22 protein-coding genes are annotated in these 24,237 nt (G+C 64.0%); all 22 read right to left on the reverse strand.

The features are described 5' to 3' along the window. Window positions 1–218 precede the first annotated feature (218 nt). The 22 genes from ACT01B_RS16675 to flgE all read right to left on the reverse strand — a co-directional run bounded on the left by ACT01B_RS16675 (window position 219) and on the right by flgE (window position 24,216). Complete coding sequence (locus ACT01B_RS16675; RefSeq protein WP_445144334.1) at window positions 219–1,418, reverse strand: flagellar hook-length control protein FliK; 1,200 nt, start codon at window positions 1,416–1,418, stop codon at window positions 219–221. A 37-nt stretch (window positions 1,419–1,455) separates the two neighbouring features. Continuing rightward, window positions 1,456–1,893 (reverse strand): flagellar export protein FliJ, encoded by a 438-nt coding sequence (fliJ, locus tag ACT01B_RS16680; protein ID WP_445144335.1) that lies wholly within the window; start codon window positions 1,891–1,893, stop codon window positions 1,456–1,458. After that, window positions 1,890–3,254 carry a flagellar protein export ATPase FliI gene (fliI, locus tag ACT01B_RS16685; RefSeq protein ID WP_445144336.1) on the reverse strand — a complete coding sequence of 455 codons (1,365 nt, stop codon included), beginning with the start codon at window positions 3,252–3,254 and terminating at the stop codon, window positions 1,890–1,892. The genes fliJ and fliI overlap by 4 nt, the downstream gene beginning before the upstream one ends. Beyond that, on the reverse strand, window positions 3,251–3,901 hold the full coding sequence (locus ACT01B_RS16690) for a flagellar assembly protein FliH (protein WP_445144337.1): 651 nt from the start codon (window positions 3,899–3,901) through the stop codon (window positions 3,251–3,253). The genes fliI and ACT01B_RS16690 overlap by 4 nt, the downstream gene beginning before the upstream one ends. Beyond that, entirely contained in the window at window positions 3,898–4,890 is a 993-nt protein-coding gene (gene fliG / locus ACT01B_RS16695; RefSeq protein ID WP_445147511.1) for a flagellar motor switch protein FliG, read from the reverse strand. Before fliG ends, ACT01B_RS16690 begins: the two co-directional genes overlap by 4 nt. Before the next feature lie 165 nt (window positions 4,891–5,055). Then, window positions 5,056–6,750, reverse strand: coding sequence for a flagellar basal-body MS-ring/collar protein FliF (gene fliF, locus ACT01B_RS16700; RefSeq protein ID WP_445144338.1), 1,695 nt, complete (start codon window positions 6,748–6,750; stop codon window positions 5,056–5,058). 48 nt (window positions 6,751–6,798) lie between these two features. Beyond that, entirely contained in the window at window positions 6,799–7,122 is a 324-nt protein-coding gene (gene fliE, locus ACT01B_RS16705; RefSeq protein WP_445144339.1) for a flagellar hook-basal body complex protein FliE, read from the reverse strand. A 73-nt stretch (window positions 7,123–7,195) separates the two neighbouring features. Beyond that, on the reverse strand, window positions 7,196–8,620 hold the full coding sequence (locus tag ACT01B_RS16710; protein ID WP_445144340.1) for a sigma-54 dependent transcriptional regulator: 1,425 nt from the start codon (window positions 8,618–8,620) through the stop codon (window positions 7,196–7,198). A 375-nt stretch (window positions 8,621–8,995) separates the two neighbouring features. Beyond that, window positions 8,996–9,553, reverse strand: coding sequence for a PilZ domain-containing protein (locus ACT01B_RS16715; RefSeq protein ID WP_445144341.1), 558 nt, complete (start codon window positions 9,551–9,553; stop codon window positions 8,996–8,998). Between the two features lie 98 nt (window positions 9,554–9,651). Then, the gene (locus tag ACT01B_RS16720; protein ID WP_445144342.1) at window positions 9,652–9,900 is read right to left on the reverse strand and encodes a flagellar protein FliT; all 249 of its coding nucleotides are present in this window, start codon (window positions 9,898–9,900) and stop codon (window positions 9,652–9,654) included. Window positions 9,901–9,947: 47 nt separating this feature from the next. Beyond that, the gene (fliS, locus tag ACT01B_RS16725; RefSeq protein ID WP_445144343.1) at window positions 9,948–10,376 is read right to left on the reverse strand and encodes a flagellar export chaperone FliS; all 429 of its coding nucleotides are present in this window, start codon (window positions 10,374–10,376) and stop codon (window positions 9,948–9,950) included. Between the two features lie 16 nt (window positions 10,377–10,392). Further along, window positions 10,393–11,880 (reverse strand): flagellar filament capping protein FliD, encoded by a 1,488-nt coding sequence (fliD, locus tag ACT01B_RS16730; protein ID WP_445144344.1) that lies wholly within the window; start codon window positions 11,878–11,880, stop codon window positions 10,393–10,395. 197 nt (window positions 11,881–12,077) lie between these two features. Beyond that, window positions 12,078–13,514: a flagellin N-terminal helical domain-containing protein gene (locus tag ACT01B_RS16735; RefSeq protein ID WP_445144345.1), complete on the reverse strand. Its 1,437-nt coding sequence runs from the start codon at window positions 13,512–13,514 to the stop codon at window positions 12,078–12,080. Between the two features lie 349 nt (window positions 13,515–13,863). Further along, window positions 13,864–15,264 (reverse strand): flagellin N-terminal helical domain-containing protein, encoded by a 1,401-nt coding sequence (locus ACT01B_RS16740; protein ID WP_445144346.1) that lies wholly within the window; start codon window positions 15,262–15,264, stop codon window positions 13,864–13,866. Window positions 15,265–15,520: 256 nt separating this feature from the next. Next, complete coding sequence (flgL, locus tag ACT01B_RS16745) at window positions 15,521–16,747, reverse strand: flagellar hook-associated protein FlgL (protein ID WP_445144347.1); 1,227 nt, start codon at window positions 16,745–16,747, stop codon at window positions 15,521–15,523. A gap of 4 nt (window positions 16,748–16,751) precedes the next feature. Continuing rightward, entirely contained in the window at window positions 16,752–18,626 is a 1,875-nt protein-coding gene (gene flgK, locus ACT01B_RS16750; protein WP_445144348.1) for a flagellar hook-associated protein FlgK, read from the reverse strand. Between the two features lie 18 nt (window positions 18,627–18,644). Continuing rightward, entirely contained in the window at window positions 18,645–19,589 is a 945-nt protein-coding gene (flgJ, locus tag ACT01B_RS16755; protein ID WP_445144349.1) for a flagellar assembly peptidoglycan hydrolase FlgJ, read from the reverse strand. After that, on the reverse strand, window positions 19,589–20,746 hold the full coding sequence (locus ACT01B_RS16760) for a flagellar basal body P-ring protein FlgI (RefSeq protein ID WP_445144350.1): 1,158 nt from the start codon (window positions 20,744–20,746) through the stop codon (window positions 19,589–19,591). The genes flgJ and ACT01B_RS16760 overlap by 1 nt, the downstream gene beginning before the upstream one ends. Next, a complete protein-coding gene (flgH, locus tag ACT01B_RS16765) occupies window positions 20,746–21,429 on the reverse strand; it encodes a flagellar basal body L-ring protein FlgH (protein ID WP_445147512.1) in 684 nt (227 codons plus the stop codon). Before flgH ends, ACT01B_RS16760 begins: the two co-directional genes overlap by 1 nt. A gap of 8 nt (window positions 21,430–21,437) precedes the next feature. Then, window positions 21,438–22,223, reverse strand: a complete 786-nt coding sequence (gene flgG / locus ACT01B_RS16770; RefSeq protein WP_445144351.1) for a flagellar basal-body rod protein FlgG — start codon at window positions 22,221–22,223, stop codon at window positions 21,438–21,440. A gap of 25 nt (window positions 22,224–22,248) precedes the next feature. After that, entirely contained in the window at window positions 22,249–22,989 is a 741-nt protein-coding gene (gene flgF / locus ACT01B_RS16775) for a flagellar basal-body rod protein FlgF (protein WP_445144352.1), read from the reverse strand. Window positions 22,990–22,998: 9 nt separating this feature from the next. Continuing rightward, on the reverse strand, window positions 22,999–24,216 hold the full coding sequence (flgE, locus tag ACT01B_RS16780) for a flagellar hook protein FlgE (protein WP_445144353.1): 1,218 nt from the start codon (window positions 24,214–24,216) through the stop codon (window positions 22,999–23,001). Between the last annotated feature and the right edge of the window lie 21 nt (window positions 24,217–24,237).

Genomic DNA, 24,237 nt, shown 5'->3' on the forward strand with positions numbered 1-24,237 from the left:
GGTTACGTTTCTCTGGCCAAACAGAGAAAAGTAACCCGGCCTCCGGCAGGAGGACGGAAGCCCGCGGCAGGCGAGCCAGGTCGCGGCGACGCTAAACCAGAGCGGAAGCCACTGGATGACCAGCTGCGCTGTTGTAAAGCGCCTCAAGCCTTCGCCGGAATGACGAGCAAATACGACAAATGTCGCGGCGGAATTAAACGGCCGAAAGAAACCCTAGATCAGGCAAACGTATCCAACAACCCCAGCGCCTGCACCACCGGCGCCGCCACCTGGGCGACATCCCCATCGTCCGCGGCCCCGGCATCACCGCTGCCCGACGAACCCGGTGTAGCCCCCTGCCCCGCGCCGCCATGGTTACCCTGCTCCACCTGCGCCTGCCCCAAGGTAAGACCGTGGTGGGCCAGCATGGAGTCCAGCTGACTCAGCGTCTGCTGGACCGCGTGCACGGCATTGGGATGTTGCGCGATGAAGCTCACGTCGACGTGGTCGTGCCGCACACTCACCTTCACCTCGAGCTGACCGAGATCCTCGGGATGCAGCGTGATACGTGCTTCCTTGATGTCCTGGCCACCGAGCCAGGCCACGTGCTGGCCCAGCTCCTGCGCGAACGACGGGGTGCCCACGGATGCATTCATGGTCACGGCATGAGGCGTCGCGGCGATCGGTGCCGATGCCTGGGCTTGCATGAAGGGCGCGGTCAGATTGCGCAGGGCATCGAGTGGATCGCTGCGATCGCCTCGCGCCGAGGTAGCCGGTGTGGTTTGCGCGGCAGTCGCGAGCTTCGCGTCAACTGCGGTCGTCATGGGGGTCGTGCCGTCATCGGCGGCGCCCGCCAGGGCGGATAGCGCGCTGTCCTGCAATCCGTCGGTTGCTGTTGATGCATCCGCCGCGTCGCCGGCATCGGCTTGAGCAGATGCCTGGATTGCCCCCGTTAGCGGCATGCCGGGCATGCCCGAAACCTGTAGGGTCGAAGCGGTGACGGCCGCACTCTCGCTGCCACTGGTTGCCGGTGCCGCTGGCGTCGGAGCCGCGTTGGCGGGGATGCTCTGGCCGAGCAGTGCGAGCATCGCCGCCGCTGCACTGGTCGGCGGGTTCGCGTTGGTAGTCGTGGCTTGCTTGTCGTCGTCCTTGGAGTCCTTGCCCGCGGGGTTCCACGGCTTGCTGGTCGGCATCGATGTTGACGCGGCTGCCGCCGTGGATGTCGTGCTCGACGAGGGGGACGTCGACGCATTCGCTGCCGAGGCCGCGTGGGCCGACGCTGAAGGTCGTTGCGCCGATTGCTGTTGGCGTGCCTGATGCAGCGGCGCGGCGAAAGCGCTGGGCGATCTACCGTCGGACGAGCTGTTGCCTGCCGATGCAGGTACGGATGGCGCGGACGGCGGCGTCACGTTCGCGGCAAGGGCAAGCGGTGGCGTCATGCGGAATTCTCCGGGAAGGCATGGGGACGCGCCGTCTTCATGACGACCACCTCTGATGGGAGCGACGATGCTGCATGCGCTCGTCGACCTCGGCTTGCTCGCGGCGTTCCTCGCTTTTGCGCTCCTGCTCACGATAGCGATCGATCACGCTACCCAACGCGCGTTCGCGCGAGTGTGCGTCGTGCCACTGGCCCCGGACGTGGTCCAGTTGCCGGTGCAGCCGGGCGACCTCGGTGGTCTGCTGGGCGATCACCTGGTCGATACGCTCCACGAACTGGCGGCGGTTGAGCAAGGCAGCGACGCTGACCCCACCGGACGTGTCGGCGTACTCCTCCCGGTAGCGGCGCAGCTCGGTGAGCTGCTGCTCCGCCTTGGCCACGCGCTGCTGCTGCTCGGCCAGTCGCTGCATGGCTGTTTCCTGGCGTTCGCGCGCGACGTCGGCGGCGGGTTGCAGGCGATTGGCGCGCGATGTCACGGCGTGCCTCCGGCGGTAAGCTGCTCAAGCCCGGCGATGGCATCGGCGAGCGACATCGGCGCATCCACTTCTTGTTGCAGGAAATCGCGCAGGCGCGGCCACATGGTGATGGCGTGATCGACCTGAGGATCGGAACCCTTCTGGTACGCACCGACGGCGATCAGATCGCGCTGCTGACGATACGCCGAATAGACCTGGCGGAATCGTTGGGCCGCACGCAAATGCTCACGTGTCACCACGGCCGGCATCACGCGGCTGATCGACGCCTCGATATCGATGGCAGGGTAATGACCCGCCTCGGCCAGATCGCGCGAGAGCACGATATGACCGTCAAGAATGGCGCGCGACGCATCCGCGATCGGATCGTGGCGGTAGTCGTCGCCTTCGGTAAGCACGGTATAGAACGCAGTAATGGAACCGCGGCCTTCGGCGTCGTTGCCCGCGCGCTCGACCAAGGCCGGCAGCATGGCAAACACCGACGGCGGGTAGCCCTTGGTGGCTGGCGGCTCACCGATGGCGAGTGCGATCTCGCGCTGGGCCTGCGCGTAGCGCGTAATCGAGTCCATCAGCAGCAGTACGCGCTGGCCGCGATCGCGAAACCACTCCGCGATGGCGGTGGCGTACTGCGCACCACGCAGGCGCTTGAGCGGCGGCGCATCGGCGGGAGCCGCCACGATGACGGCACGTGCACGGCCTTCGGCGCCCAGCGTATGTTCGACGAATTCCTTGACTTCGCGGCCACGCTCGCCGATCAGCCCGACCACTACGACATCGGCGTCGGTGTAGCGCGTCATCATACCGAGCAGGGTCGATTTGCCGACGCCTGAGCCGGCGAACAAGCCCAGGCGTTGGCCGCGACCGACGCTCAGCAAGGCATTGATGGCACGCACCCCCGTATCCAGCGGTGTATCGATGGGCTTGCGCGCCATGGGATTGATCGGCTCGCGCTTGAGCGAAGCGTGCTCTTCCACGTCGAGCGGCCCCAAGCCATCGAGCGGCACACCGTCGGCGCCGATCACCCGGCCAAGCAAGGCCATGCCGACCGGCAGGCCGCTGGTATGTGCGCACGGACGCACGCGTGCATTCGGCAGCACGCCGTGCATCTCGGTCACTGGCATCAGCAACAGACGCTCGTCGGCAAAGCCGACCACCTCGGTGTCCAGTTCCTTGCCGTCGGCTGTGGCGACCATGCAGCGTGCGCCCAGCGGCGCCTCGCAGCCCTCGGCCTCCAGGGTCAGCCCGACCACCCGGCGCAGGCGACCTTCGACCGTGAGCATGCGCGTACCGCTGGCGCGCTGCCGACGGCGCGCCAAGCGTTCCTGCCACAAGCTAGCTGGCGACTCGTCGGCCGGCGGGTTCATCCGCGCACCTCGTCGGCATCGGCATCAATGTCTTCCGCCTCGGCGCCGATCACGGCATCGACCACGGCGGCCATGCGAGTTTCGACCCGTGAATCCAGGCGCGAGCGTTCGCTTTCCAGCATGCAGTCGCCGCGCTCCAAGCTGCCGTCAGCAACCAGCTGCCAGTCGGGCTCGGCTACGTGCAGCGAACGCAGCAGGGCGAGATCCTCGGGGTGCAGACGCACGCGCAATTTCGTCGTCGCGGCCGGCATGACCAGCACGGCCTGCCGTATGGCTTCGACCACCAGGTCAGGCGACACGCGTAACTCATGTGCGACCACCCGCCGCGCCACGGTCATGGCCAGGCGCGCCAGTTCCAGCTCCACCAGTTCATCCATGGAGCGCAAGGGTCGCGCGGCGGCTTCCAGGATCCAGTCGAGCCGCGCCATGCGCTCATTCAACACATCGCGCGCTGCGACCAGGCCTTCCGCATGCCCGGCGGCGTAGCCTTCGTCGCGCGCCTGTTGTTCCAGCGCTTCGAGGTCGCGCACGGTAGGTTGCACCGTCGCTTCGGCGGGTGCCACCTCCGCCACCGGCGGCGTACCCATCTCGGGCGGCAGCCAGCGCTGGAACGAGACGACGTTGTCGCGATCGAGGACGGCGCTCATGCGACCAACTCGTCACCGGTGCCGGAGAGATTGATCGCCCCCGAATCGGCGAGCTTCCGCGCGATGCCGAGCACTTCCTTCTGCGCGGAATCGACCTCGCTCACACGCACCGGACCGGACACCTCCAGGTCGTCGCGCAGCATGTCGGCCGCGCGCTTGGACATGTTGGCGAAGATTTTTTCGCGTACGCCCGGCTCGGCGCCCTTGAGGGCGGTGACCAGGCGCGCCGTGGGCACTTCGCGCAATAGCGTCTGCATGCTGCGGTCGTCCAGGTCGCCGAGGTCTTCGAACACGAACATCAGTTCTTCAATACGCCCACCCAGGCCCGAATCATGCGTGCGGATGGCCGCCATCAGTTCGTTCTCGCGGGTGGTTTCCATCGCATTGAGAATATTCGCCGCGGCCTTGAGGCCACCCACGCTGGCCGACTTGAGCTTCTTGGTATTACCTGAGAACTGGCGTTCCATGATCTCATCCAGCTCGTTGAGCGCGTGCGGCTGCACGCCGTCGAGCGTGGCGATACGCATCACCGCGTCGCTGCGCACGCGCGGCGGCAGGTAGCCAATGACTTCGGCGGCCTGGTCGGGCTCGAGATGGGCCAGCACCAGCGCGATGATCTGCGGATGTTCTTGGCTGATCATTTCGGCGATGGCGCGGCTCTCCATCCACTTGAGCGATTCCAGGCCCTTGCTGGAACGGCCCAGCAGGATGCGGTCGATCAGGCCACCCGCCTTGCTCTCGCCCAGCGCATTGACCAGGATCTTGCGGATGTATTCCTCGGTGCCGACGCCGAGCGAGGTGTGGCGGCCCATGTCGTCGTTGAGGCGATCGAGCACTAGCTCCACCTGCTCTCGCGACACGTTGGTGAGGCTGGCCATGGCCGAACCGACCGCCTGCACGTCACGCGCACTGAGATGCTTCAGCACCTCCGCTGCGTCCTGCTCGCCCAGCGTGAGCAGCAGGATGGCCGCGCGCTGCGCGCCGCCGATTTGCAAGTCTGCCTTCATAGTCCGTTCCACCCGCTTGATTGCGTACCCGACCCGGGTCGATGTGCCGCGGCGATACACGCGGCGTTGCTACGGCATATCGACCGTGCGCAAGCATTCCAAAGCCTTGCGACGCTGGTGGCGCGCGATGGCGAAATGCGCGTGTCATCAACCACCATCTTCGACCACCCAGTTCTTGACCACCTGCGCCACCTGTTTCGGGTTTTCGCCGACCATGCGGCGCGCCAGTCCAATGCGTTGCTCGTAGGCAATCGCCGGCGGGATGGCCAGGCGACCCAACTCATTGCCATCGTCTTCGTCATCCACACGGACGGAAATCGTCGACGGTGTCTGCTGCTTCGCCAACGCAAGGCCCTGGCCCGGCGCCGCCGGACGCCCCAGGCCACGCAGCAGTGGTCGCAGCAGGCCGAAGGCAACCAGCAGCGCAATCAGCACGCCGATACCCTGCTTGATCAGATCGAGCATGCCGGGCCGTTCCCAGAACGCCATCGGCGGTGGCGCGACATCACCCGAGACGTCCTGATGGAAAGGCTGGTTGATCACGCTGACGTTATCGCCGCGGGCCTCGTTGTAGCCCACGGCATTGCGCGCGAGCGTGGTGAGGTGCTCAAGCTCCTGCGCGGTGAACGGCACGCTCTTGTTGCCCTTCTCGCCCGGCATGCTCTTGTTGTCGACCACGACCGCCACGGTGAGGCGGGCAAGCCGGCCGGCCGGGTCGCTGACATGACTGATGGTGCGATCCAACTCGTAGTTGCGCGTGGCGCTACTGGTCGTCTCTCCCGGTCCACTGGACTGTTCCGTGGTCGCCCCTGCCTTGCCGGGGGCCTTGCCTGCCGCCGGGCGCGCAGCTGTCGGCTGGGCCACCGTATTGGGCGGCTGGTTGCTGAGTGCACCCGCCACGCCGCCATCGCTGGCGCCACCCGTGCGCTGCTCGCTATTGGTCTGTTCACTGCGCAACGCGGGATGTTCATGGCCGTAGGTCTCGGTGGCCTTCTCGGTCTCGCTGAAGTCCAGGTCCGCGTAGACCTGCGCACGCACCTTGCCCGGCCCGACCAGTGGCGTCAGCAGTTCTTCGATGCGTTGCGCATAAGTGTTCTCGATGCGTGTTGCCAGGCGCAGGCGCGTATCGCCCACGGCACTGGCGCTACCTGGATCGGTGCTGGTGAGCAGCTGACCTTGCTGGTCGACCACCGATACCTGCTTGGGATCAAGGTTGGGCACGCTCGATGCCACCAGGTGCACGATCGCCGCTACCTGGCTCGAATCGAGCTGACGCCCCGGATACAGCGTAACCAGCACCGATGCGCTGGCCTCGTGGCTATCGCGAATGAACGCCGATGGCTTGGGCAGCGCCAGGTGCACGCGTGCCGCGCGTACCGATTGCAGGCCCGCGATCGTGCTGCCCAGATCCGTCTCCAGCATCTGCTGGTAGCGTGTGCGCTCGGCCAGGTCGCTCATGCCAAACGGCGAATCGCTACCCGGCACCGTGGTGCTGGAAGCGCTCCCTTGAGGCAGCCCCTGCCCGGCAAGCCTCAGGCGAATCGCCGCCAGATCGGACGCCGGCACCATGATCGAATTGCCATCAGGGCCCAAGGTATAAGGCGTGTTGGAAGCCTGCAGCGCCTGCGTTACGGCAGCCGCATCTTTCTGTTCGAGCCCGGCATACAGCAAGCCGTAATTGGGCCCGCGCGACCACAGCACCACAGCCACACCCAGCGCGACCGCGCCCGCCACACCGATAAGCAGCAACAGCTGACGCGTGGCCGGTGTGCGGGCAAGCTGTTTGAGATCCAGGCGAGCACCGGCCTTGTCGTCGGTCGTCGCTAGGGCGTTATCGGCCATGAAGACTGCTCGTGCTCTGGGGAAGGGAGGGCTGCGTCATGGAACCGGTCAGACCGGCATATTCATGACGTTGTTGTAGGCATCGACGAGCTTGTTGCGCACCTGGGTCAGTGTGTTCAACGAGAGATCGGCCTTCTGCACGGCGACCATGGTGCGACCGAGATCGGCGCCGGGTTCGCCACGCTCAAAACTGGCGGCCATGCGACCGGCTTCCATCTGCGTGTCGCCCACTGACGCAATGGACTGCTTCAACAAGCTCGAGAAATCGGTTTGCCCCGGCGTCGCCGCCGTGAACGATTGTTCCGGCGCATGCACTTGTGAGGAGAGCTGGCGCATCTGCGACAGCAGGCTATTGACGTCGATCTGGGTCATGACGGAATTCCAACGCGTGACGGGAAACTGAGCTGTAAATGCACAAGCCGTGCCATACGCAAAACTTGCGTATTCAGGCCTGCAAACTCGGCTGCAAGCCGTACTTGCGCAGCTTCTCGACCAGGGTCGTGCGCTGCATGCGCAACAATTTCGCCGCATGCGCGACCACGCCACCGGTGACGTCAAGCGCTTGACGGATCAAGCCCACCTCGATATCCGCAAGGTGATCCTTCAGATCGAGTCCGCCTTCGGGCAACATCACCAGCGAGTCGGATGGGACCACCGTCATCGGCTCGCACATCACGCTCGACTGCCCCACCATCAACGACAGCAAGGCGGTGCCACGCACTTCCTCGATGATCTGCTGGCCGCGATATTTTTCCGGCAGATCGCTCACCCTGACCTCGCTGTGCGGGTACAGGATGGAGAGGCGCTCCACCAGGTTATAAAGCTCGCGCACGTTACCCGGCCAGCTGTAGCCGTGCAGCGCATGCACCGCGCCCGCGCTGAAGCGCACGCCGGCGAGGCCGCGACGCGACAGGCGCTGGTTGAATTCGGCCACCAGCTCCGGAAGATCCTCCAGATGCTCGCGCAGCGCCGGCATCTCCAGCGGAAACACGCTCAGGCGGTAGAACAGGTCCTCGCGGAAGCGACCATCATTGATGGCTGCCTCCAGGTTCCGATGCGTCGCGGCGATGATGCGCACATCGCAGCGCTGGGTGCGGTTGCTGCCGACTCTTTCGAATACACGCTCCTGCAGCACGCGCAACAACTTCACCTGCATCGGCAGGCTCATGTCGCCGATTTCATCGAGGAACAGCGTGCCGCCCTCGGCCATCTCGAAACGGCCCTTGCGGGTGCTGATCGCGCCGGTGAAGGCGCCCTTCTCGTGACCAAACAGTTCGCTTTCAAGAAGTTCGGCCGGAATGGCGCCGCAGTTGATCGCCACGAACGGCTTGTCGCGACGGGACGAACACTCATGGATGCTGCGCGCCACCATTTCCTTGCCGGTACCCGATTCACCCAGCACCAGGACACTGGAGTCGAACGGCGCCACCTGGCGGATCAGCGCATTCACGCTGGCCATCGGACCGGAGCTGCCGACCAGACGCACTTCGCTGCGACGGGCACCGGCCTGCGCCTGTGACCCGCGCAGGGCGTCGGTGAGCTGTTCATAGCGGAGAGGAAATTCGACGACGCCCACGCGGGCTGCGAACGGTGATGAATTCGCCGCCAGCCTCGACGCCCATTCCGAATCGGCGGCCAGCAGCACCAGCGCGTGCCCCGCGTCGCCGCCCAGCAAGGCGAACTGACGCTCCGCTTCCCCTGCATCGGCAACATTGCCCACGTAGACCGCGCGCCACGCATGGGTCGCCTGCTCCACCTCGGCACAATCTTCGCCGCGCTGCGGGCGATAGCCGAGGAATTGCAGTGCCGAAACGACCGACTCCGCCCTGCGGTGATCGGACTCGATCACCAGTACGTCGAACTTGCCCATGTATGACTCTCGTGCGTGCTGCTTCATCGGTAGGACCCCTGACCCTCGACTGCGCAATGCGCGTGTCGATATTCCGCCGTCGGCTCTTGCGGCTCTCAGGAGTCATTCAGCAAGAAAAAGGCCAGCACCGCGTGAAATTTCGTCGTCCAAGCCCCCAGCCTTCGTGCCGGTCAGCGTCACATGCGCGCGCAAGCAACCATGGGATGCGCAAACTTATGCCGCATCCCACTGAATCCATTAGGCAATTGGTTCGCAGGAAAACGGCGAAAAAGTGACCTGAAGCGGCACCCATCCGAGATCTGCGTCAAAGAATTTTCCTGTCGACTTTTCGTAACGTGATGTCCGTCACATAAGCCGGTGGCAGTAAGAAAGCGCTTACACGGAGGCCTGGCGACTTTCTGCCACTTTGCGTCGGTGATGGCGAAACACGAGCCGCTCAAGTGCGTCACCTGTCGCATCGCCTAGGGACTCGAAGGCCACGAAAACGTGATCGCCATCACGCTCTTGCACGAGTCGTGCCGGTAGCTCCAGGGGCAGCGCCATGCAGCCGTCGAAGTGCAGCCTCAGCATTGCGCTCGCGGCGCGGGCTGGCCAGAGCGCGACCGGCAGCAGGGCGCCGACGGCGTTGAATCGAATGAACTGGCGTGGCGGCAGGTCGGCGCCACGCTGGAGCAGCTGATCGAGCATGGCCATCATGACGTTGAGCTTGTTGTCCAGGCGCAGCATGTCCTGGGCCATCGGGCTCTCGTCGTCACTGGCATCACTGCGTCGCTCGCCAAACGCGGCCAGGGTACCGAGCACGTTCAGGTTGCGCTCGCGCAAGGCGACCAGCTGCAAGTCCCCGATGGGGGAAGCCGAGGCCACGCAACTCGCGTGCAGGCCATCTTCATAAGTGACTCGCTCGGAAAACGCCTGCCAGGAATCGTCTTGCATATGTCCCTCGATCGGTTCGGGTCATGGGTGGCAACGCTTGCCGCCCTGCCGAAGGAAATTATGCGCGTTCCTGCCAGGGCAACCGCAATGACGTGGCTTCAGTCGATGGTGGCGTGCAAATAGGCATTGAGCGCCCGGTGCGTATGCTGGTGCTGCCCGAGCGCCTCACCAAGCTCATCGCGCGCCTTGCCCGCCAGGGCCTTGACCTCCTCGTTGTGTGCCAACAAGGTCTTCATCGTTTCCAACGCAGGCGCGTCTGCCAGTGGCAATAAGCGAAGCAGGCGATCGCGCTCGGCACTCTGTGCCGCCACCTCTTCCCAGGCACCCGCGCGGGCCGAGGCCAGCATGTGGGCACTTAGCTCGAGGAGCTCGCCGGGTTCCATCGCGCCAGCCATCACGCCACCGTACCGGCGCTGCCCTGCGACGCCAGGTAGGTGTCACGTATCTGGCGCCACGCATCGCGCACGGGGCTGATCAGGTCGATGACTTCGTCCAGTGCCCGCTCGTCATCGTTGAGCTGGGCTTGCAGCAGGCGGCGGGCCATATAGTCGTAGAGCGAATCAAGGCGGGTGGCCAGTGCACCGCCCGCCTCATGGTCGAGGCTGCCGCGCAACTCGCCAAGGATGGCGAATGCACGCGCGAAATGCGTGCCCTTGGCAGGCACGTCACCTCGGCGCATCGCCCCGCGGGCCTGATTGATGCGGTCGACCATGCCGTCGTACAGCATCCCGGTCAGCTGGTGGCGATCGGCGCCTTCGACGCTGCCGCGCGCACTGGTGTCCTGGTAGGCCGCGCTGGCATTGCGCATGTATCCGTAGCTCATCGTCGCGTTCCTTGGCTTAGTTCTTCGAGCTGTTCGAGTTGTTCATCTGCGCAAGGGATTGGGTCAGGTAGCTGCTGGTGTTGTTGAGCTGCGACATCAAGGTGTCCAGCGCGGTGTACTGCTGCTGCAGCTGTTGCTGATAGGTGGTCATGCGGGTGTTGAGTGCGGTCTGCTTGTTACCCAGCTGGGTCAACTGGCTGTTGAGGCTGGTAACCCGCGAACCGATGATGCCATTACCGGAGGTATAGGTCGTGAGCGCCGAATTAAGCGTGGTCGCGTAGCCATTCGTGCCGTCGAACAGACTCTGGACGCTGCCGGGATTGGTGGACAAGGCAGTATTGAGCTTGCTCGAATCAATGGCCAGCGTACCGTCCGCCTTCCTCGTAATGCCGAGATTGGCCAGCGTGCCGATGCTGTTGCCCTTGACCGCCTTGCTCAGCACGGAGGAAATCTGCCGTTGCACGGACGTCAAAGTAGAGTCGCCAAGCAACACGCCGGCCGTACCGCTGGTCTGGTCGAAGCTAGACAGCGAAGACGCCGTGCTCACATAGCTGTTGTAAGCGGTGACAAAACCCTGGATGGCGTTCTGGGCGGCCGTATTGTCCCGCGACACCGTCAGCGAGTTGGTCCCCGTGGCGGTAAGTTTGAGCGTGACGCCATCCATCGCGCCCGACACGGTGTTCGTTGCGCTATCGACGGCGATACCGTTGATCGTCAACTTGGCGTCGACCGGTTCATTGCTTCCTGCGGTATTCAGCGTCGTGGCCAGGGACTGAAGACCTGTACTGCTACCGTTGCCGGCGCTCACCGAAAATCCGTTGGCCACGCCGGTCTTGCTCGAGCTGAGCATCAACTGCTGGCCATTGACGCCATTGATGATGGTGGCCGTCACGCCCGGGTTCGAAGACGCACCGTTGATGGCCGTAGCGATGTCAGACAAGTTGTTGGTGGCCGACACACTGATGTTCATCGTGGTCGAACCGACGGTCACATTGAGCGTCCCGGCGCCGACGGCGGCCGTGGATGCGTAGGTGCTGCTCGCACGCTGCTGCGCCGTGGCCAGCTGGCTCACGGCGACCGTGTAAGTCCCCGGCTGCGCGCTGGACATGGTGGTCGCAGCGCCAACGCTCGCGCTGCCACCCACCGGTGTCAGCGTGGCGTTGTAGCTGCTGAAGGTGTTGATCGATGTCAGCGTCGCCAGCGAACTTTGCAACTGGCCCAACACCGAGCTCAGCGAGTTGAGCCCGCCCAGGGTGCTGTTGATCTGGTTTGTCTGGCTGGTGATCTGCTGTAGCGGTGCCGCCTTCCGTGCATTGACCAGCGCAGTGACGATGGAATTGACGTCCAGTCCTGAGCCGATACCCAGCGACGTAATCGTGCCGCCAGCCGAACTGCTCGAGGACGAGCTGCTGGATGAACTGCTGGAACCGGTGCTGGTGCTGCTGGTGAGCTGGCTGAGCAGCGAACTCAAGCTGCTGCCGGATGTGGCGCTGGACGTGGTCATCGCACTGCCTTATCTGTTTCCCGAACAGGCCCCGTCTTGCGACGGGGAGCTTCGAGCCCCCGGCAAAACCCTCGTCACTCAAGGACTTTGCCGGTGGCTCCCGTGGTGGCCAGGGGGTGGGTTCGCCAACCCGCCAGCCGGTAAAGCCGGTCGCACGGAGCGGCGACCCGGGAGAGTCGCCGCTCCGCTTGCGTCCGTTACTGCAACAACTTCAGCACCTGCTGCGGGTTGGAGTTGGCCTGGGCCAACACCGAGATGCCCGCCTGCTGCAATACGTTCGCCTTGCTCATGTTCGCCGTTTCCGCAGCGAAGTCAGCGTCGCGAATGGTGGACTGCGAGGCCTGCAGGTTGGTCTTCTGCGCCGCCACCGTGGAGATGGTGGACTGGAAGCGATTCTGCACCGCGCCCAGCTGTGCCGCGAAGTTGCTGACCGTCTGCAGGGCCACGTCGACGCGCGAGATCAGATCGTTCGCACTGTCCACCGTCTGCACGCTGCCAGTGGCCAGCGAGCCGCCGGTGGTGGCCGGGTTGCCGGAGGCGTAAGCCGCACCCGTGTTGGCGTCCTTCGCGTTGGCACCGATGATGGAGCCAGCCACGTTCGACGTACCCACGGTATCGCTGATCGTAAGTGCGGATGACGAGTAGAAATTCAGGCCGTTGCCGTTGCCGTTCACCGCGGCGCTGACGCCCGGGACACCCGCCGCATTGATGGCGTCGGACACGTCCTGCAGGCTCTGCGCACCCGCCAAGCTGACCTTCGTGCCGTTGATGGTAAGGGTCTCGTTGGACGGGTCACCGGTGGAGGCGACAGCCGCAGTCGAAGCTCCAGTACCTGCCGCGGCAACGGTCGCCGGGAGAACCAAAGTCGCCTGAGCAGCGCCGCCGAACGCAACACCACCCGTCGGGCCGGTGATCTTGAGCTCGCCACTCGTCGCATCCACCGCGGCGATATTGCTGCCGGCTGCCGTATTAATTGCGGCAGCCAGGCTCGACACGGTCTTGTAGGTGCCAGCGGCGACGCTGACTGCGCCAGCGCCGCCGACATTCACCGTCAGGGCGCCGGATGCCAGCGTGAAACCGGTGCCGGTGTTGATGCTGCCCGTCGACACTTCCGCCACCTGGCCCACCGCGCTGGCCTTCACACTGGTGCCCAGGCTCACGCTGATGGTCTGACCGACGGAGGCGCCGATCTGGAAGCTCTTGGTCTTCATCGAGCCGTCCAGCACGTTCGAACCGTTGAACGTGGTCTGGTTGGCGATACGGGTGATTTCCGCCAGGCGCTGCTGCACTTCCTGGTCGATCGAAGCGCGGTCGGTGCTGGTATAGGTGCCGTTGGCCGACTGCACGGCCAGGTCGCGGATCGCCTGCAGGTTGGCGGTGACCTGGTCCAGTGCGGAGCCAGCCGTCTGTGCCAGGTTGATGGCGTCGCTGGCGTTGGCGCTGGCCTGGGTCAGGCCGCCGACCTGCGTCGTATAGCGCTGCGAAATGGCAAAGCCCGCGGCGTTGTCGGCCGCGCTGTTGATTTTCAGGCCCGACGACAGGCGCTGAGTCGCCGAGGACAAGGCGCTCTGCGACTTGCTCAGGTTGTTCTGCGCCATCAGCGACGAGATGTTGGTATTGATAATGAGAGACATGGATTTCTCCTACGGGACCGTTAACCGGTTTGTTGGCTTTGTATATGCCGGCGGCACGGTTTCCTGTATGGAACGCCATCCGCCTCAATAAGCTTTTCGGCCCGTGCTGCAATTACTTGAACCCTTCGCTGTCACTTCGTGATGCATTTCAACTTACGCACGCGTCGAACGTGTTCCAGCCACGGCGCAACCATCGCCCGCGTTTCGAGCACCCGGCAAAATCCTCGTCACGCAAGGACTTTGACGGTGGCTCGCGTCATGGCTGGCGGATGGTTTTGCCAACCGCCAGCCGGTGAAACCGGTCGCACGAAGCCACGACCCGAGGGAGTCGCGGCTTCGCTTACGCCCGTTACTGCAACAGCTTCAGCACCTGCTGCGGGTTGGAGTTGGCTTGGGCCAACACCGAGATACCCGCCTGCTGCAATACGTTCGCCTTGCTCATGTTCGCCGTTTCCGCAGCGAAGTCAGCGTCGCGAATGGTGGACTGCGAGGCCTGCAGGTTGGTCTTCTGCGCCGCCACCGTGGAGATGGTGGACTGGAAGCGATTCTGCACCGCGCCCAGCTGTGCCGCGAAGTTGCTGACCGTCTGCAGGGCCACGTCGACGCGCGAGATCAGATCATTCGCGCTGTCCACCGTCTGTACGCTACCCGTAGCCAGCGAGCCGCCATTGGACGCCGCCGTGGCTGCCGTATAGGTAGTGGCAGTATTGGCGTCCGTGGCGTTGGCACCAATCACATTGGCGCCGGTGTCCGTGACGTTCAACGCGCCGCTCGAGTAGAAATTGATGCCATTGCCATTGCCGTTCACGGCGGCACTGACGCCCGAGACGCCCGCGGCATTGATCGCATCGGACAGACCCTGCAGGCTGGTTACGCCCGTCGTGCTGATGGCGGTGCCGTTGATGCTGAGGCCTTCTGCGGCGAAGCTCGGCAGCGCCGATGTAGCGGCCGCGGCGCCCGTGGAATCCACGGTAGCGGCAGCAGCAACTGCGGCGGGCAAGCCCAGCGCCGTGGCGCCAGCGCCACCGAAGGTGGTGCCGCCGGTCGGGCCGGTGATCTTGAGTTCACCGTTGGTGTCCACTGCGGCGATGGCACTACCGGCCGCCGTATTGATGGCGGTAGCCAAGCTGCCGACGCTGCTGTAGGTACCAGCGGCGACATTGGTGCCACCGACCGTCAGCGAGCCGGCCGTGACCTTGAAGCCGACGATGTTGCCCGTGCTCACTTCCGCTACCTGGCCCATCGCGCTGGCCTTCACACTGGTGCCCAGGCTCACGCTGATGGTCTGACCGACGGAGGCGCCGATCTGGAAGCTCTTGGTCTTCATCGAGCCGTCCAGCACGTTCGAACCGTTGAACGTGGTCTGGTTGGCGATACGGGTGATTTCCGCCAGGCGCTGCTGCACTTCCTGGTCGATCGAAGCGCGGTCGGTGCTGGTATAGGTGCCGTTGGCCGACTGCACGGCCAGGTCGCGGATCGCCTGCAGGTTGGCAGTGACCTGGTCCAGCGCGGAGCCGGCGGTCTGCGCCAGGTTGATGGCGTCGCTGGCGTTGGCGCTGGCCTGGGTCAGGCCGCCGACCTGCGTCGTATAGCGCTGCGAAATGGCAAAGCCCGCGGCGTTGTCGGCCGCGCTGTTGATTTTCAGGCCCGACGACAGGCGCTGAGTCGCCGAGGACAAGGCGCTCTGCGACTTGCTCAGGTTGTTCTGCGCCATCAGCGACGAGATGTTGGTATTAATGATCAGTGACATGGATTTCTCCTACGGAACCGTTGGCCGGTTCGTTGGCTCGTTAGACACCGGCGGCAAGGCTCCCTGTGTGGAATGCCATCCGCCTCGGTCAGCTTTTCGACCCCCCTTGCGATTACTTGAGCAAATCGCCGCCAATTCGTGATGCGGTTCACTATGCCCCTGCGCCAAACCTGTGGTTTGGTACGGCGCATTCATCGCAAAAACCAACGTTTCGTGGCCCTCCCCGTTATCGCTTACCGCGTGCTCGTCTCGCCCGTTACTTGATGTAGTTGAACAAGCTCATCGACTTCACCTGGGCAAACACCTGCTGCGATGCCTGCAACGCCGTGGATTGCTGTGAAAGATTACTGATCGCCGTGTACGCATCCACGTTCTGCACGTCCGACAGCGCCGACTGGTAGGTGACATTAAGATCCTGATAGGAGCTCTGCTGTGCCTGCAGCGTATCGAGACGACCGCCAATCGCGACTTGCGCCGCGCTCAGCGTGGATTGCACCTGATCGATGGATTCGACCTGCCGGCTCATCACATTGGTGAGCTGAGTGTCGCTGCCACCGCTCTGCAGTGCATTGATCATGTTGGTGAGCGTGCTGAATACGTCCTGCTGGCCGCCCGCCTGCACCGACACGGTATCTCCCGCTGCGGGCGAGCCGCTCATGGAGATCGACATGCCATTGAAGCTGATCGCGCCGCCATCCTGGTAGGTGCCACCCACCGGGTTGCCGCTGCTGTCGAGCACGGGATTGCCTGTGGCATTGGTTGCCGTCCAGGTGTTGCCAGTACCAAACGTAATCGCATAACCGCCGCCACTGCTGGCTGCGCCTGCAGTCCACGCAGCCTGATCGGTCACGCTGTTGGCTCCCACCACAAGCGTGCCCGTATTGGCCGCGCCCGCGCTCGCCACGAACGTACCGTTGCCGGTCGGAATGTTCATGAACAGGTCGGCGCCAGAATCGTTGGTGGCGATTTGCAGGCCCGATCCGACTGCGGCGCGCTGCTGCCCACTATTGCCCTGATAGCTCACCGTGCCGTTCACGCCCACCTGAAATGGCGTCGTGGCGCTACTGGTGCCAGCGAACAGTGCATTGCCGTTGCTGTCGGTGCTGTTGGCCTGCTGAAGCAGCTGGTCGCGCATCTGGCTGAGCTGGCTCGCGATGCTGTTGCGATCGGTGTTGGAAAGCGTGCCGTTGATGGCCTGCAACGCGAGCGTGCGTGCGCTGTCCAGCACACTGTTCGCCGAGTTCAGCGTGCTGGCTTCGGTGTTCAGCGAGGTCGTCGCGCTATTGATGTTGCCGGTGTATTGCGTGTTCGCCGCGATGATATGGTTGAGGTTCACCACTTGTCCGGCACCGGCCGGATCGTCCGATGCCACATTGATGCGCGAACCGGTGGAAACCTGGTTGCGTGTGGCCGCCAACGCGCTCTGCTGATTGAGCATGTTGCTGAGCGACTGCTGATACATCCAACTGGTGGAGAGGCGCATGGCATTATCCGTGGATGGCGGTGAGCAGGCTGGAGAAGATGGTTTGAGAGGTAGCGATCACCTGCGCCGAGGCCTGGTAAGCCTGCTGGTATCGCACGAGGTTGGCGGCCTCCTCATCGAGATTGACGCCCGACACGCTCTGTTGCGAAGACACCGCTTGGTTGTAGAGACTGGTCTGCGTCGTGAGATTGGTCTGTGCCTGGCTACCCACCGTGCCGATATTCGTGGTGAGCTGGCCGTAGGAGGCGATGACCGACTGACTGCCGCCGTTGAGCACGCCCACATTGGACAGCGCGGCCAGCGACAGCGCGTTACTCGTATCCTTCAGGCCGTTGCTGTTCAGCCCGACGGTGAAGCTATCGTTGGCGGCCGGCGTACCCGACGGAGTGACGCTCCAGCCATTCGCGCTGATCGTCTGGCCAGCCGCATAGCTGCCGCTCGACAGTACGTTGCCCGCGCTATCGGTGACCTGATAGGTACTCGCCGAGGGAAAGCTCAGCTTGGCATTGCTCGTTAGCGCCGCGTTGGAGGCATTCTGCACGGTGACCGAGCCGATCTTGCCCGTGCCGGTATTGCCACTGGCTGCGGTCGAAGTGAGCAGTGCGGCCGCCGCGATGCCGTTCGGATCGGTCATGGTCACCGCCAGGCTGGTCGATGCCTGACGCGTCGGCTGGATCTGGAAGCTGTCACCCGCCTGCGCGGTGCCCGGCACGCTAAAGGTGAGTCCGTTCGCCGACAGGGTACCGTTGGCATTGGTGGTCAGTGGCACCGCCTGCCCGCTGGTTGTCTGCAGGTTCCACTGGCTGCCGTTGTAGCTCATGACGTAGTCGGACGAGGTCAACTGCGACACGTCCGTGATGCTTGCCGATACGCTGCCGGCGCCCTTGTTGGCGCTGCTGGGCAGCACGGTGGGCGTCGGCATGTTGAAGATCGCACCACCCTGCTTGCCGTTGAGATCCATGCCCTTGGCTTGCTGCGCATTGACGCTGCTGGCAAGCGCCACCGCCGACTGGCCGAGCTGGTTCTGCACGCTATCGAGCACGTTGCTGCGATAGCTGAGCAGTGCGCCCAAGCTGCCGCCACTGACCTTGTTGCTGATATCGGTGCCGGTCGCGTCGAAAACGTCGGTGCGCGTGGGGTCGTACGCCGTGCCGCCCGTCGATAGCGCGTAGGCCTTGTTGCCACTGACCAGGGCCTGTCCGTTCGAGGCATACACGCTGATGCTGCCATTCGGCTCGCTGACGGCAGACACGCCAACGTACCCCGACAGAGTCTGGATCATGGCATCGCGCTGATCGAGCAGAGCATTTGGCGGATTGTTTCCTGCCTGGCTGATCTGCGCATTGAGGGCGGCGATGCTGCTTGCCGTGGTGTTGATGCTGTTGACGGTGCCGCTGATCTGGCCATTGAGCTGGCTCTGCTGGGCGCTCAGCTGCTGGCCCAGCGTGTTGAGCACGGTCACTGCGGCCGTAGCGCTGCCCAGCAGCGATTGGCGGCTCGAGGCCACCCCTGGCGTGTTCGCCACGGTGCTGAAGGCGCCGTAGAAGCTGTCCAGTGCGGTTTGCAGATTGCCGCTGGCGCTCAAGGTGCTGTTCAAGGTGGAAGCGAGACCGTTGTAGGTGGTCGCGCCCTGCATGCTGGCATTGCTGCTCCACACCGCACTGGTGAGGAAGTCGCTGTACGCGCGTTGCACCGAGTCCACGTTGACGCCGCTACCGATGGTGTAGCGCCCGCCCGGTGCGGGGATGTTCTCGGACTGCAGCACCGACTGCCGGCTATACCCCGGCGTGTTGATGTTGGTGATGTTGTTGCCGATCGTGTTGAGTGCCACCTGGGCGGCATTGAGCCCCGAGACACCGGTGGACAGTAGGTTAGCCATGGTTCAATCCTGAACAGGTCACTCGGAGGAAGTCGGCTCGCCCGCCACTTTCTTGAGCGCATCGAGCGCATCACGCATGGCAGGGCTGTTGGCGATGGCCGCGATTTTTTGCGCATATGACGGGTCGGTGGCGTAACCGCCGTTGACCAGGCCCCGGGCGAAGCCGATCACATCGTCGCCATGATTGAGTGCTCGGGCATAGCGGGGGTTGTCGGCAACAAGCTGTGCATAGTCGTCAAACGACTGCGCCGGGTCGGCATAGGAGCGGAACTGGGCATTGCGCCGTACGGCCACGCCATCCTCGAATTCCAAGGTCGGGACGCTCACTTTCGCGCCATCCCAGCTGCTGCCCGCCTTCATGCCAAACAGATTGTTGCTGCTGTTGCCATCGGCATGCGTCGGCAGGTGCTGGCCCCACTGGGTTTCCAGCGCCGCCTGGGCCAGCACGGCGCGCACCGACACGCCGAGCTTGTCGGCGGCCTTTTGCGCATACGGGGCCAGTTGCCGCACGAAATCCTGCGCATCCTTGGGCAGCGACTTCAACGCTTGCGAACCCACCGCGCGCGCGGCACCGGCCACCGAACGCAGGCGCTGCCGCCAGTCGTCATCGACGGCAGCGACGGTGCCCGCGTCGGCACCACTGGTGCCGGCCATGCCGCCAAGTTGGCGCGTCAGCATCTGCGCGATGCCCAATCCATTACCGTGCTGCGACAGCTCGATCGACAGCTGCTGATCGAACATGTCGCGCCAGGCGTCGCCGCCCTGGCTGTCGAACAGGCCATCGCCCGCGCTCGCGTCGCGCATGGACTTGAGCATCATCTGGGTAAAGATGGACTCGAACTGCTTGGCCACTACCGGCAGTGCCGATTTGGCGTCGGCCTGCGCACTCTGGCGAAGTGCCGAGAACCCGGACAGGTCGGTCCAGGTGCTCACACTCTTCATGGCGTCGCCGGGCAGCGCCATCAGATCACCACCAGTTCCGCGTGCAAGGCGCCCGCCTGCTTGAGTGCCTGCAGGATCGAGATCAGGTCGCTCGGCGAGGCGCCGACCTGGTTCACCGCACGCACGATGGTGTCCAGATTCACGCCCGGACCAAACTTGAACATGTGGGCGCCGTCTTCGCTCACTTGCACATTACTGCTAGGCACCACGGCGGTCTGGCCCTTGCTGAACGGTTCGGGCTGACTGACCAGGGCCTGCTCTGAAATGGTGACCTGGATGGAACCATGCGCCACCGCGGCCGGCGTCACGCGTACTTCCGAACCGATCACCACGGTTCCGGTGCGCGAATTGACCACCACGCGTGCCGGCGCATCGCCCGGCGCGACTTCGATCCCCTGTATGGCACCCAGCCACGCCACGCGCTGATTCGCATCCACCGGGCCACGCACGCTGACCGAGCCGCCATCGATCGCACTGGCCGTACCCACGCCGTAGGTGCGGTTGACCGCCTCGGCAATATGTGCCGCCGTGGTGAAATCCGGCGTATTGAGATTGAGCACCAGGTCGCCGCCGCTATTGGAGAACGACGACGCCACGCTGCGCTCCACCGTCGCACCGTTGGGAATGCGACCGCTGGCCGAAATATTCACCTGCACGCTGGAACCACTCTTGCCCTGCGCGCTGACCCCACCCACCACCACACTGCCCTGTGCCATGGCGTAGACATTGCCATCGGCACCGCGCAACGGCGTCATCAATAATTCGCCGCCGCGGATGCTGCGGGCATTGCCGATCGACGACACCGTGATATCGATGGGCTGTCCGGGCTTGGCGAACGGCGGCAGCTGCGCGGTGACGGTCACCGCGGCCGCATTCTTGAGCTGCGGACGCGCATTGGCCGGCACCGTGATGCCGAACTGCACCAGCATGTTTTCCAGGCTTTGCGTGGTGAATGGCGTCTGCGTGGTCTGGTCGCCGCTGCCATCGAGGCCAACTACCAGGCCGTAGCCAATCAACTGGTTGCTACGCACGCCAGCGATCTGGGCGAGATCGCGGATCTTGTCGGCATGTGCTGGCGGCGCGATGGCACCGCAAGCACACAGCGAGATCGCCACGCCACGAAGTACCGATAGCAAGCGAGCGGTCCAACCGGCGCGCAGAGGTGACGAAGCGTTCATCAGTAGGGCATCCACTTGGAGCTGAAGAAGCGTGACAGCCATCCCTGCGTATTCGCGTCGGCAAGCGCCCCCTTGCCGGTATAGGCAATCTGCGCGTCGGCCACGCGCGTGGACGGCACGCTGTTGTCCTGGCCGATATCCTGCGGACGCACGATGCCGGAGATGCGGATCAGCTCTTGGCCCTGGTTGATGGTCAGCATCTTCTCGCCACGCACCTGCAGGTTGCCGTTGGACAGGCGTTGCGCCACCGTGACGGTGATCGATCCGGTCAGCTGGTTGCTCTGACTGCTGTCGCCGCTGCCGTTGAAGGCGCGGTTGGCGTTGAGCGACGTATTGGCGGTCTGGCCAGCTATCTTGAGCGTTTGGCCGAGGATGCTGGGCGCGCTGATGGTGCTGGCGTCTTTCTTGCTAGTGTCGGTGCTGGCCTTCTTGGAGGCCTGCGTGCTCTCCACCAGCGAGATGGTGAGGATGTCACCCACGCGATGGGCGCGGGCGTCATTGAACAGCTCCATGCCCTGCTCGGAGTGATAGATCGAGCCATCCGTCGGCGGTGCCGCGGAGGGCTCCTGCGGCAGCGTGGCCGCCCATTGATGATCGTCGCGTGGCGGCTGCATGAGGCAGCCCGCCAACGGGGCGAACACCAGGATGATGGCGATACGGAATAACAAGCGTCGTGACGACATGGCCATGCTCACATCTTGTCGGTGAGATCCTGCAGCATCTGGTCGGTGCTGCTGATCGCCTTGGAATTCATTTCGTAAGTGCGCTGCGTCTCGATCATGTTGACCATCTCGGCCACCACGTTGACGTTCGAGGACTCCAGCGAGCCCTGCAGCAGCGAACCCATGCCGTTGAGCGCCGGCTGCCCGGTTTGCGCGGCACCGCTGGAAGCCGTTTCCACATAGAGGTTCTCGCCCATCGGCTGCAGGCCGGCGGGGTTCACGAAATCAGCGAGCTGCAGCGTGCCGATGGTCGCGGGCGTGGCGGATGCCGTGGTGGTCGCCGACACGGTGCCGTCGGTACCGATCGTGATGCTCTGCACGCTCGGCGGAACGGTAATAGCCGGCTCCAGCGGATAGCCGTCCGACGTGACGATCTGGCCATTGGCGTCGGTATGCAGCGAACCATCGCGCGTATACGCCACGCTGCCATCCGGCATGCTCACCTGCAGGAAGCCGCGGCCCTGGATGGCCACGTCGAGCGAACTGCCGGTCTGCGTGATGCTGCCTTCGGTGAACAGCTTTTCGTTGCCCACCACGCGCACGCCGGTACCCAACATCAGCCCCGACGGCGACAGCGTCTGCTCGGTGGTCTGGCCGCCGGGCTGGCCCTTGTTCTGGTACATCAGATCCTGGAACGCCGCGCGCGAGCTCTTGAAAGCCGTGGTGTTGGCGTTCGCCAGGTTGTTGGAAATGACGTCCATGCGCGTCTGCTGCGCATCGAGGCCGGTCTTGGCAATCCACAAGGAAGAAAACATCGGTTACTCCAGAGTGCGGCTCGTGTCAGCTGGCCTGCATCAACTTGATGGCGGAATCGGCGTTGTCCTCGGACGTCTTGATGGACTTCACCTGCATGTCGTACTGACGCGATAGCGCGATCATCTTCACCAGCTCGGCCGACGGATTGACGTTGCTGCCTTCAAGCACGCCCGAGGCGAGCGTGACGGTGGGGTCGGCCTCGGCGGTGCCGCCGTCGGCCATATGCATCAGGCCATCCGAGCCTTGCGTCAGCTGCGTCGGATCGGGATTGACGAGGCGGATCTTGTCGATCGTGGAGACCGAGTTGGGTCCCTGCCCCAGCGGCACCGTGGAAATCGTGCCATCCGTGCCGATACTGATCTCGGTGCTTGGCGAAATGGTGATGGGCCCGGAACTGCCCATCACCGCATTGCCGCGCGAGTCGGTGAGCTGGCCGTCGGAAGTAAGCTGCAGGTCGCCGGCACGCGTATAGCCTTCCGAACCGTCCTGCGACTGCACCGTGATCCAACCCGCGCCGCGCACTGAAACATCCAGTGAGCGGCCGGTGGTGATCGACGAGCCCTGGTTGGCGCTCTGCCCGATGCCCTGGGCCACGGCATTGATGCGCGAAGGCGAGCCATCGCCCAGCACCGGCACGCTCTGGAACGCCGAGAGCTCGCTCTTGAAGCCGACCGTGGATGCGTTGGCCAGGTTGTGGCTCACCGCTTCCTGGGCGCGCATGATCTGCGTCGCCCCGGTCATCGCTACGTAGACGGAACGGTCCATGGCGATCTATCAGCGACCGACTGCGGTGAGCAGGGCCGATGCCAGCGTGTTGTCCGTCGACAGCACCTGGGCATTGGCCTGGTAGTCGCGCTGGGCCTGGATCATGTTCACCAACTGCGCCGTCGTATCGGCCGTATTGGAGCTTTCCAGCTCACCCGACTTGATATCGCCGAACTGGCCGACACCGGCCGTACCCATCACGGCGGGACCCGAATCGGAACTGGCGGCCCAGCTGGCGCTGCCGAGCTGGCGCAGCCCCTGCATGTTGGCAAAGTTGGCGACCGCCACCTGACCGATTTGCGTGCTCTGGTTGTTTGAGTAGTTCGCGGTGATCACACCATTGTTATTGATGTCGATGCCGGTCAGCGCGCCCGCCTCGAAGCCGTTCTGGTTGACCGTGCCGGGCGAATAGGCGGTACCGAACTGCGTGGTATTCGTCAGGTTCAGCGACAGCGTCAATGGCGACGAACCATTGCCGAGCGTCAGGCTGTTGAAGGCCAAGGTACCGTTCGACGGCGTAGCGAGGTTGCCACTGGTGTCGAACGTCATCGGCTGCGAGCCCGCGCTCTGGCCGTCTACGTACAGATTGGCATTCCATGCATTGGTGCCGGTCTTGACGTAATAAACGGTCGCCTGATGCGAACCGCCCTGCGAGTCATATACGGTCACCGGCTGGGCGTTGTTGTAGCTCGTCGAATCGCTGGTGCTGAACGGATTGGTCGGGACGCTGGCGCTGGCGGGCAGATTGGAGGTCATCGTCACCAGCGAGGTGGCCGTGGCGTTGCTCTGTGAGGTGGCCCAACTGAAGTCGCTCAGTGTGCTGGTATCAAAGCCACCGGCCCTATTGGACGGGTAAATCTGCAGGCGAGAACCGTCAGGGGTAGTGACGAAACCGTTCGGGTTCTTCTGGAAAGCGCCGGCTCGCGTATAAGTGACACCGCTGCCGTTGTTGACGGCGAAAAAGCCATTGCCGCTGATGGCCAGGTCCAGACTATTGCTGGTCGTCTGCAGGTCACCCTGGGCGAACTGCTGCGCCACCGCCTGCAAACGCGTGCCACTACCCACGGCCGTGGAGTTGAGGTTCAGGCCGGTGACCGCAAAGATGTCGGCGAACTCCGCACGCGAGCCCTTGAAGCCGGTCGTGTTGGCGTTCGCAATATTGTTGGCGATGACGTTGAGATCGGACTGGGCTGCGTTGATGCCGCTGAGCGCTGTGTTCAGAGCCATGTTCGGTTCCTATTTGAGAAT

The organism is Dyella sp. Tek66A03 (assembly GCF_052567735.1).

What these genes read in the sequence shown, in the direction of transcription:
- ACT01B_RS16675 (WP_445144334.1), bottom strand. Translation starts at nt 1,418, where the DNA reads ATGACGCCACCGCTTGCCCTTGCCGCGAACGTGACGCCGCCGTCCGCG.
- fliI (WP_445144336.1), bottom strand. Translation starts at nt 3,254, where the DNA reads ATGAACCCGCCGGCCGACGAGTCGCCAGCTAGCTTGTGGCAGGAACGC.
- ACT01B_RS16690 (WP_445144337.1), bottom strand. Translation starts at nt 3,901, where the DNA reads ATGAGCGCCGTCCTCGATCGCGACAACGTCGTCTCGTTCCAGCGCTGG.
- fliF (WP_445144338.1), bottom strand. Translation starts at nt 6,750, where the DNA reads ATGGCCGATAACGCCCTAGCGACGACCGACGACAAGGCCGGTGCTCGC.
- fliE (WP_445144339.1), bottom strand. Translation starts at nt 7,122, where the DNA reads ATGACCCAGATCGACGTCAATAGCCTGCTGTCGCAGATGCGCCAGCTC.
- ACT01B_RS16710 (WP_445144340.1), bottom strand. Translation starts at nt 8,620, where the DNA reads ATGGGCAAGTTCGACGTACTGGTGATCGAGTCCGATCACCGCAGGGCG.
- ACT01B_RS16715 (WP_445144341.1), bottom strand. Translation starts at nt 9,553, where the DNA reads ATGCAAGACGATTCCTGGCAGGCGTTTTCCGAGCGAGTCACTTATGAA.
- ACT01B_RS16720 (WP_445144342.1), bottom strand. Translation starts at nt 9,900, where the DNA reads ATGCTGGCCTCGGCCCGCGCGGGTGCCTGGGAAGAGGTGGCGGCACAG.
- fliS (WP_445144343.1), bottom strand. Translation starts at nt 10,376, where the DNA reads ATGAGCTACGGATACATGCGCAATGCCAGCGCGGCCTACCAGGACACC.
- fliD (WP_445144344.1), bottom strand. Translation starts at nt 11,880, where the DNA reads ATGACCACGTCCAGCGCCACATCCGGCAGCAGCTTGAGTTCGCTGCTC.
- ACT01B_RS16735 (WP_445144345.1), bottom strand. Translation starts at nt 13,514, where the DNA reads ATGTCTCTCATTATCAATACCAACATCTCGTCGCTGATGGCGCAGAAC.
- ACT01B_RS16740 (WP_445144346.1), bottom strand. Translation starts at nt 15,264, where the DNA reads ATGTCACTGATCATTAATACCAACATCTCGTCGCTGATGGCGCAGAAC.
- flgL (WP_445144347.1), bottom strand. Translation starts at nt 16,747, where the DNA reads ATGCGCCTCTCCACCAGTTGGATGTATCAGCAGTCGCTCAGCAACATG.
- flgK (WP_445144348.1), bottom strand. Translation starts at nt 18,626, where the DNA reads ATGGCTAACCTACTGTCCACCGGTGTCTCGGGGCTCAATGCCGCCCAG.
- flgJ (WP_445144349.1), bottom strand. Translation starts at nt 19,589, where the DNA reads ATGGCGCTGCCCGGCGACGCCATGAAGAGTGTGAGCACCTGGACCGAC.
- ACT01B_RS16760 (WP_445144350.1), bottom strand. Translation starts at nt 20,746, where the DNA reads ATGAACGCTTCGTCACCTCTGCGCGCCGGTTGGACCGCTCGCTTGCTA.
- flgH (WP_445147512.1), bottom strand. Translation starts at nt 21,429, where the DNA reads ATGTCGTCACGACGCTTGTTATTCCGTATCGCCATCATCCTGGTGTTC.
- flgG (WP_445144351.1), bottom strand. Translation starts at nt 22,223, where the DNA reads ATGTTTTCTTCCTTGTGGATTGCCAAGACCGGCCTCGATGCGCAGCAG.
- flgF (WP_445144352.1), bottom strand. Translation starts at nt 22,989, where the DNA reads ATGGACCGTTCCGTCTACGTAGCGATGACCGGGGCGACGCAGATCATG.
- flgE (WP_445144353.1), bottom strand. Translation starts at nt 24,216, where the DNA reads ATGGCTCTGAACACAGCGCTCAGCGGCATCAACGCAGCCCAGTCCGAT.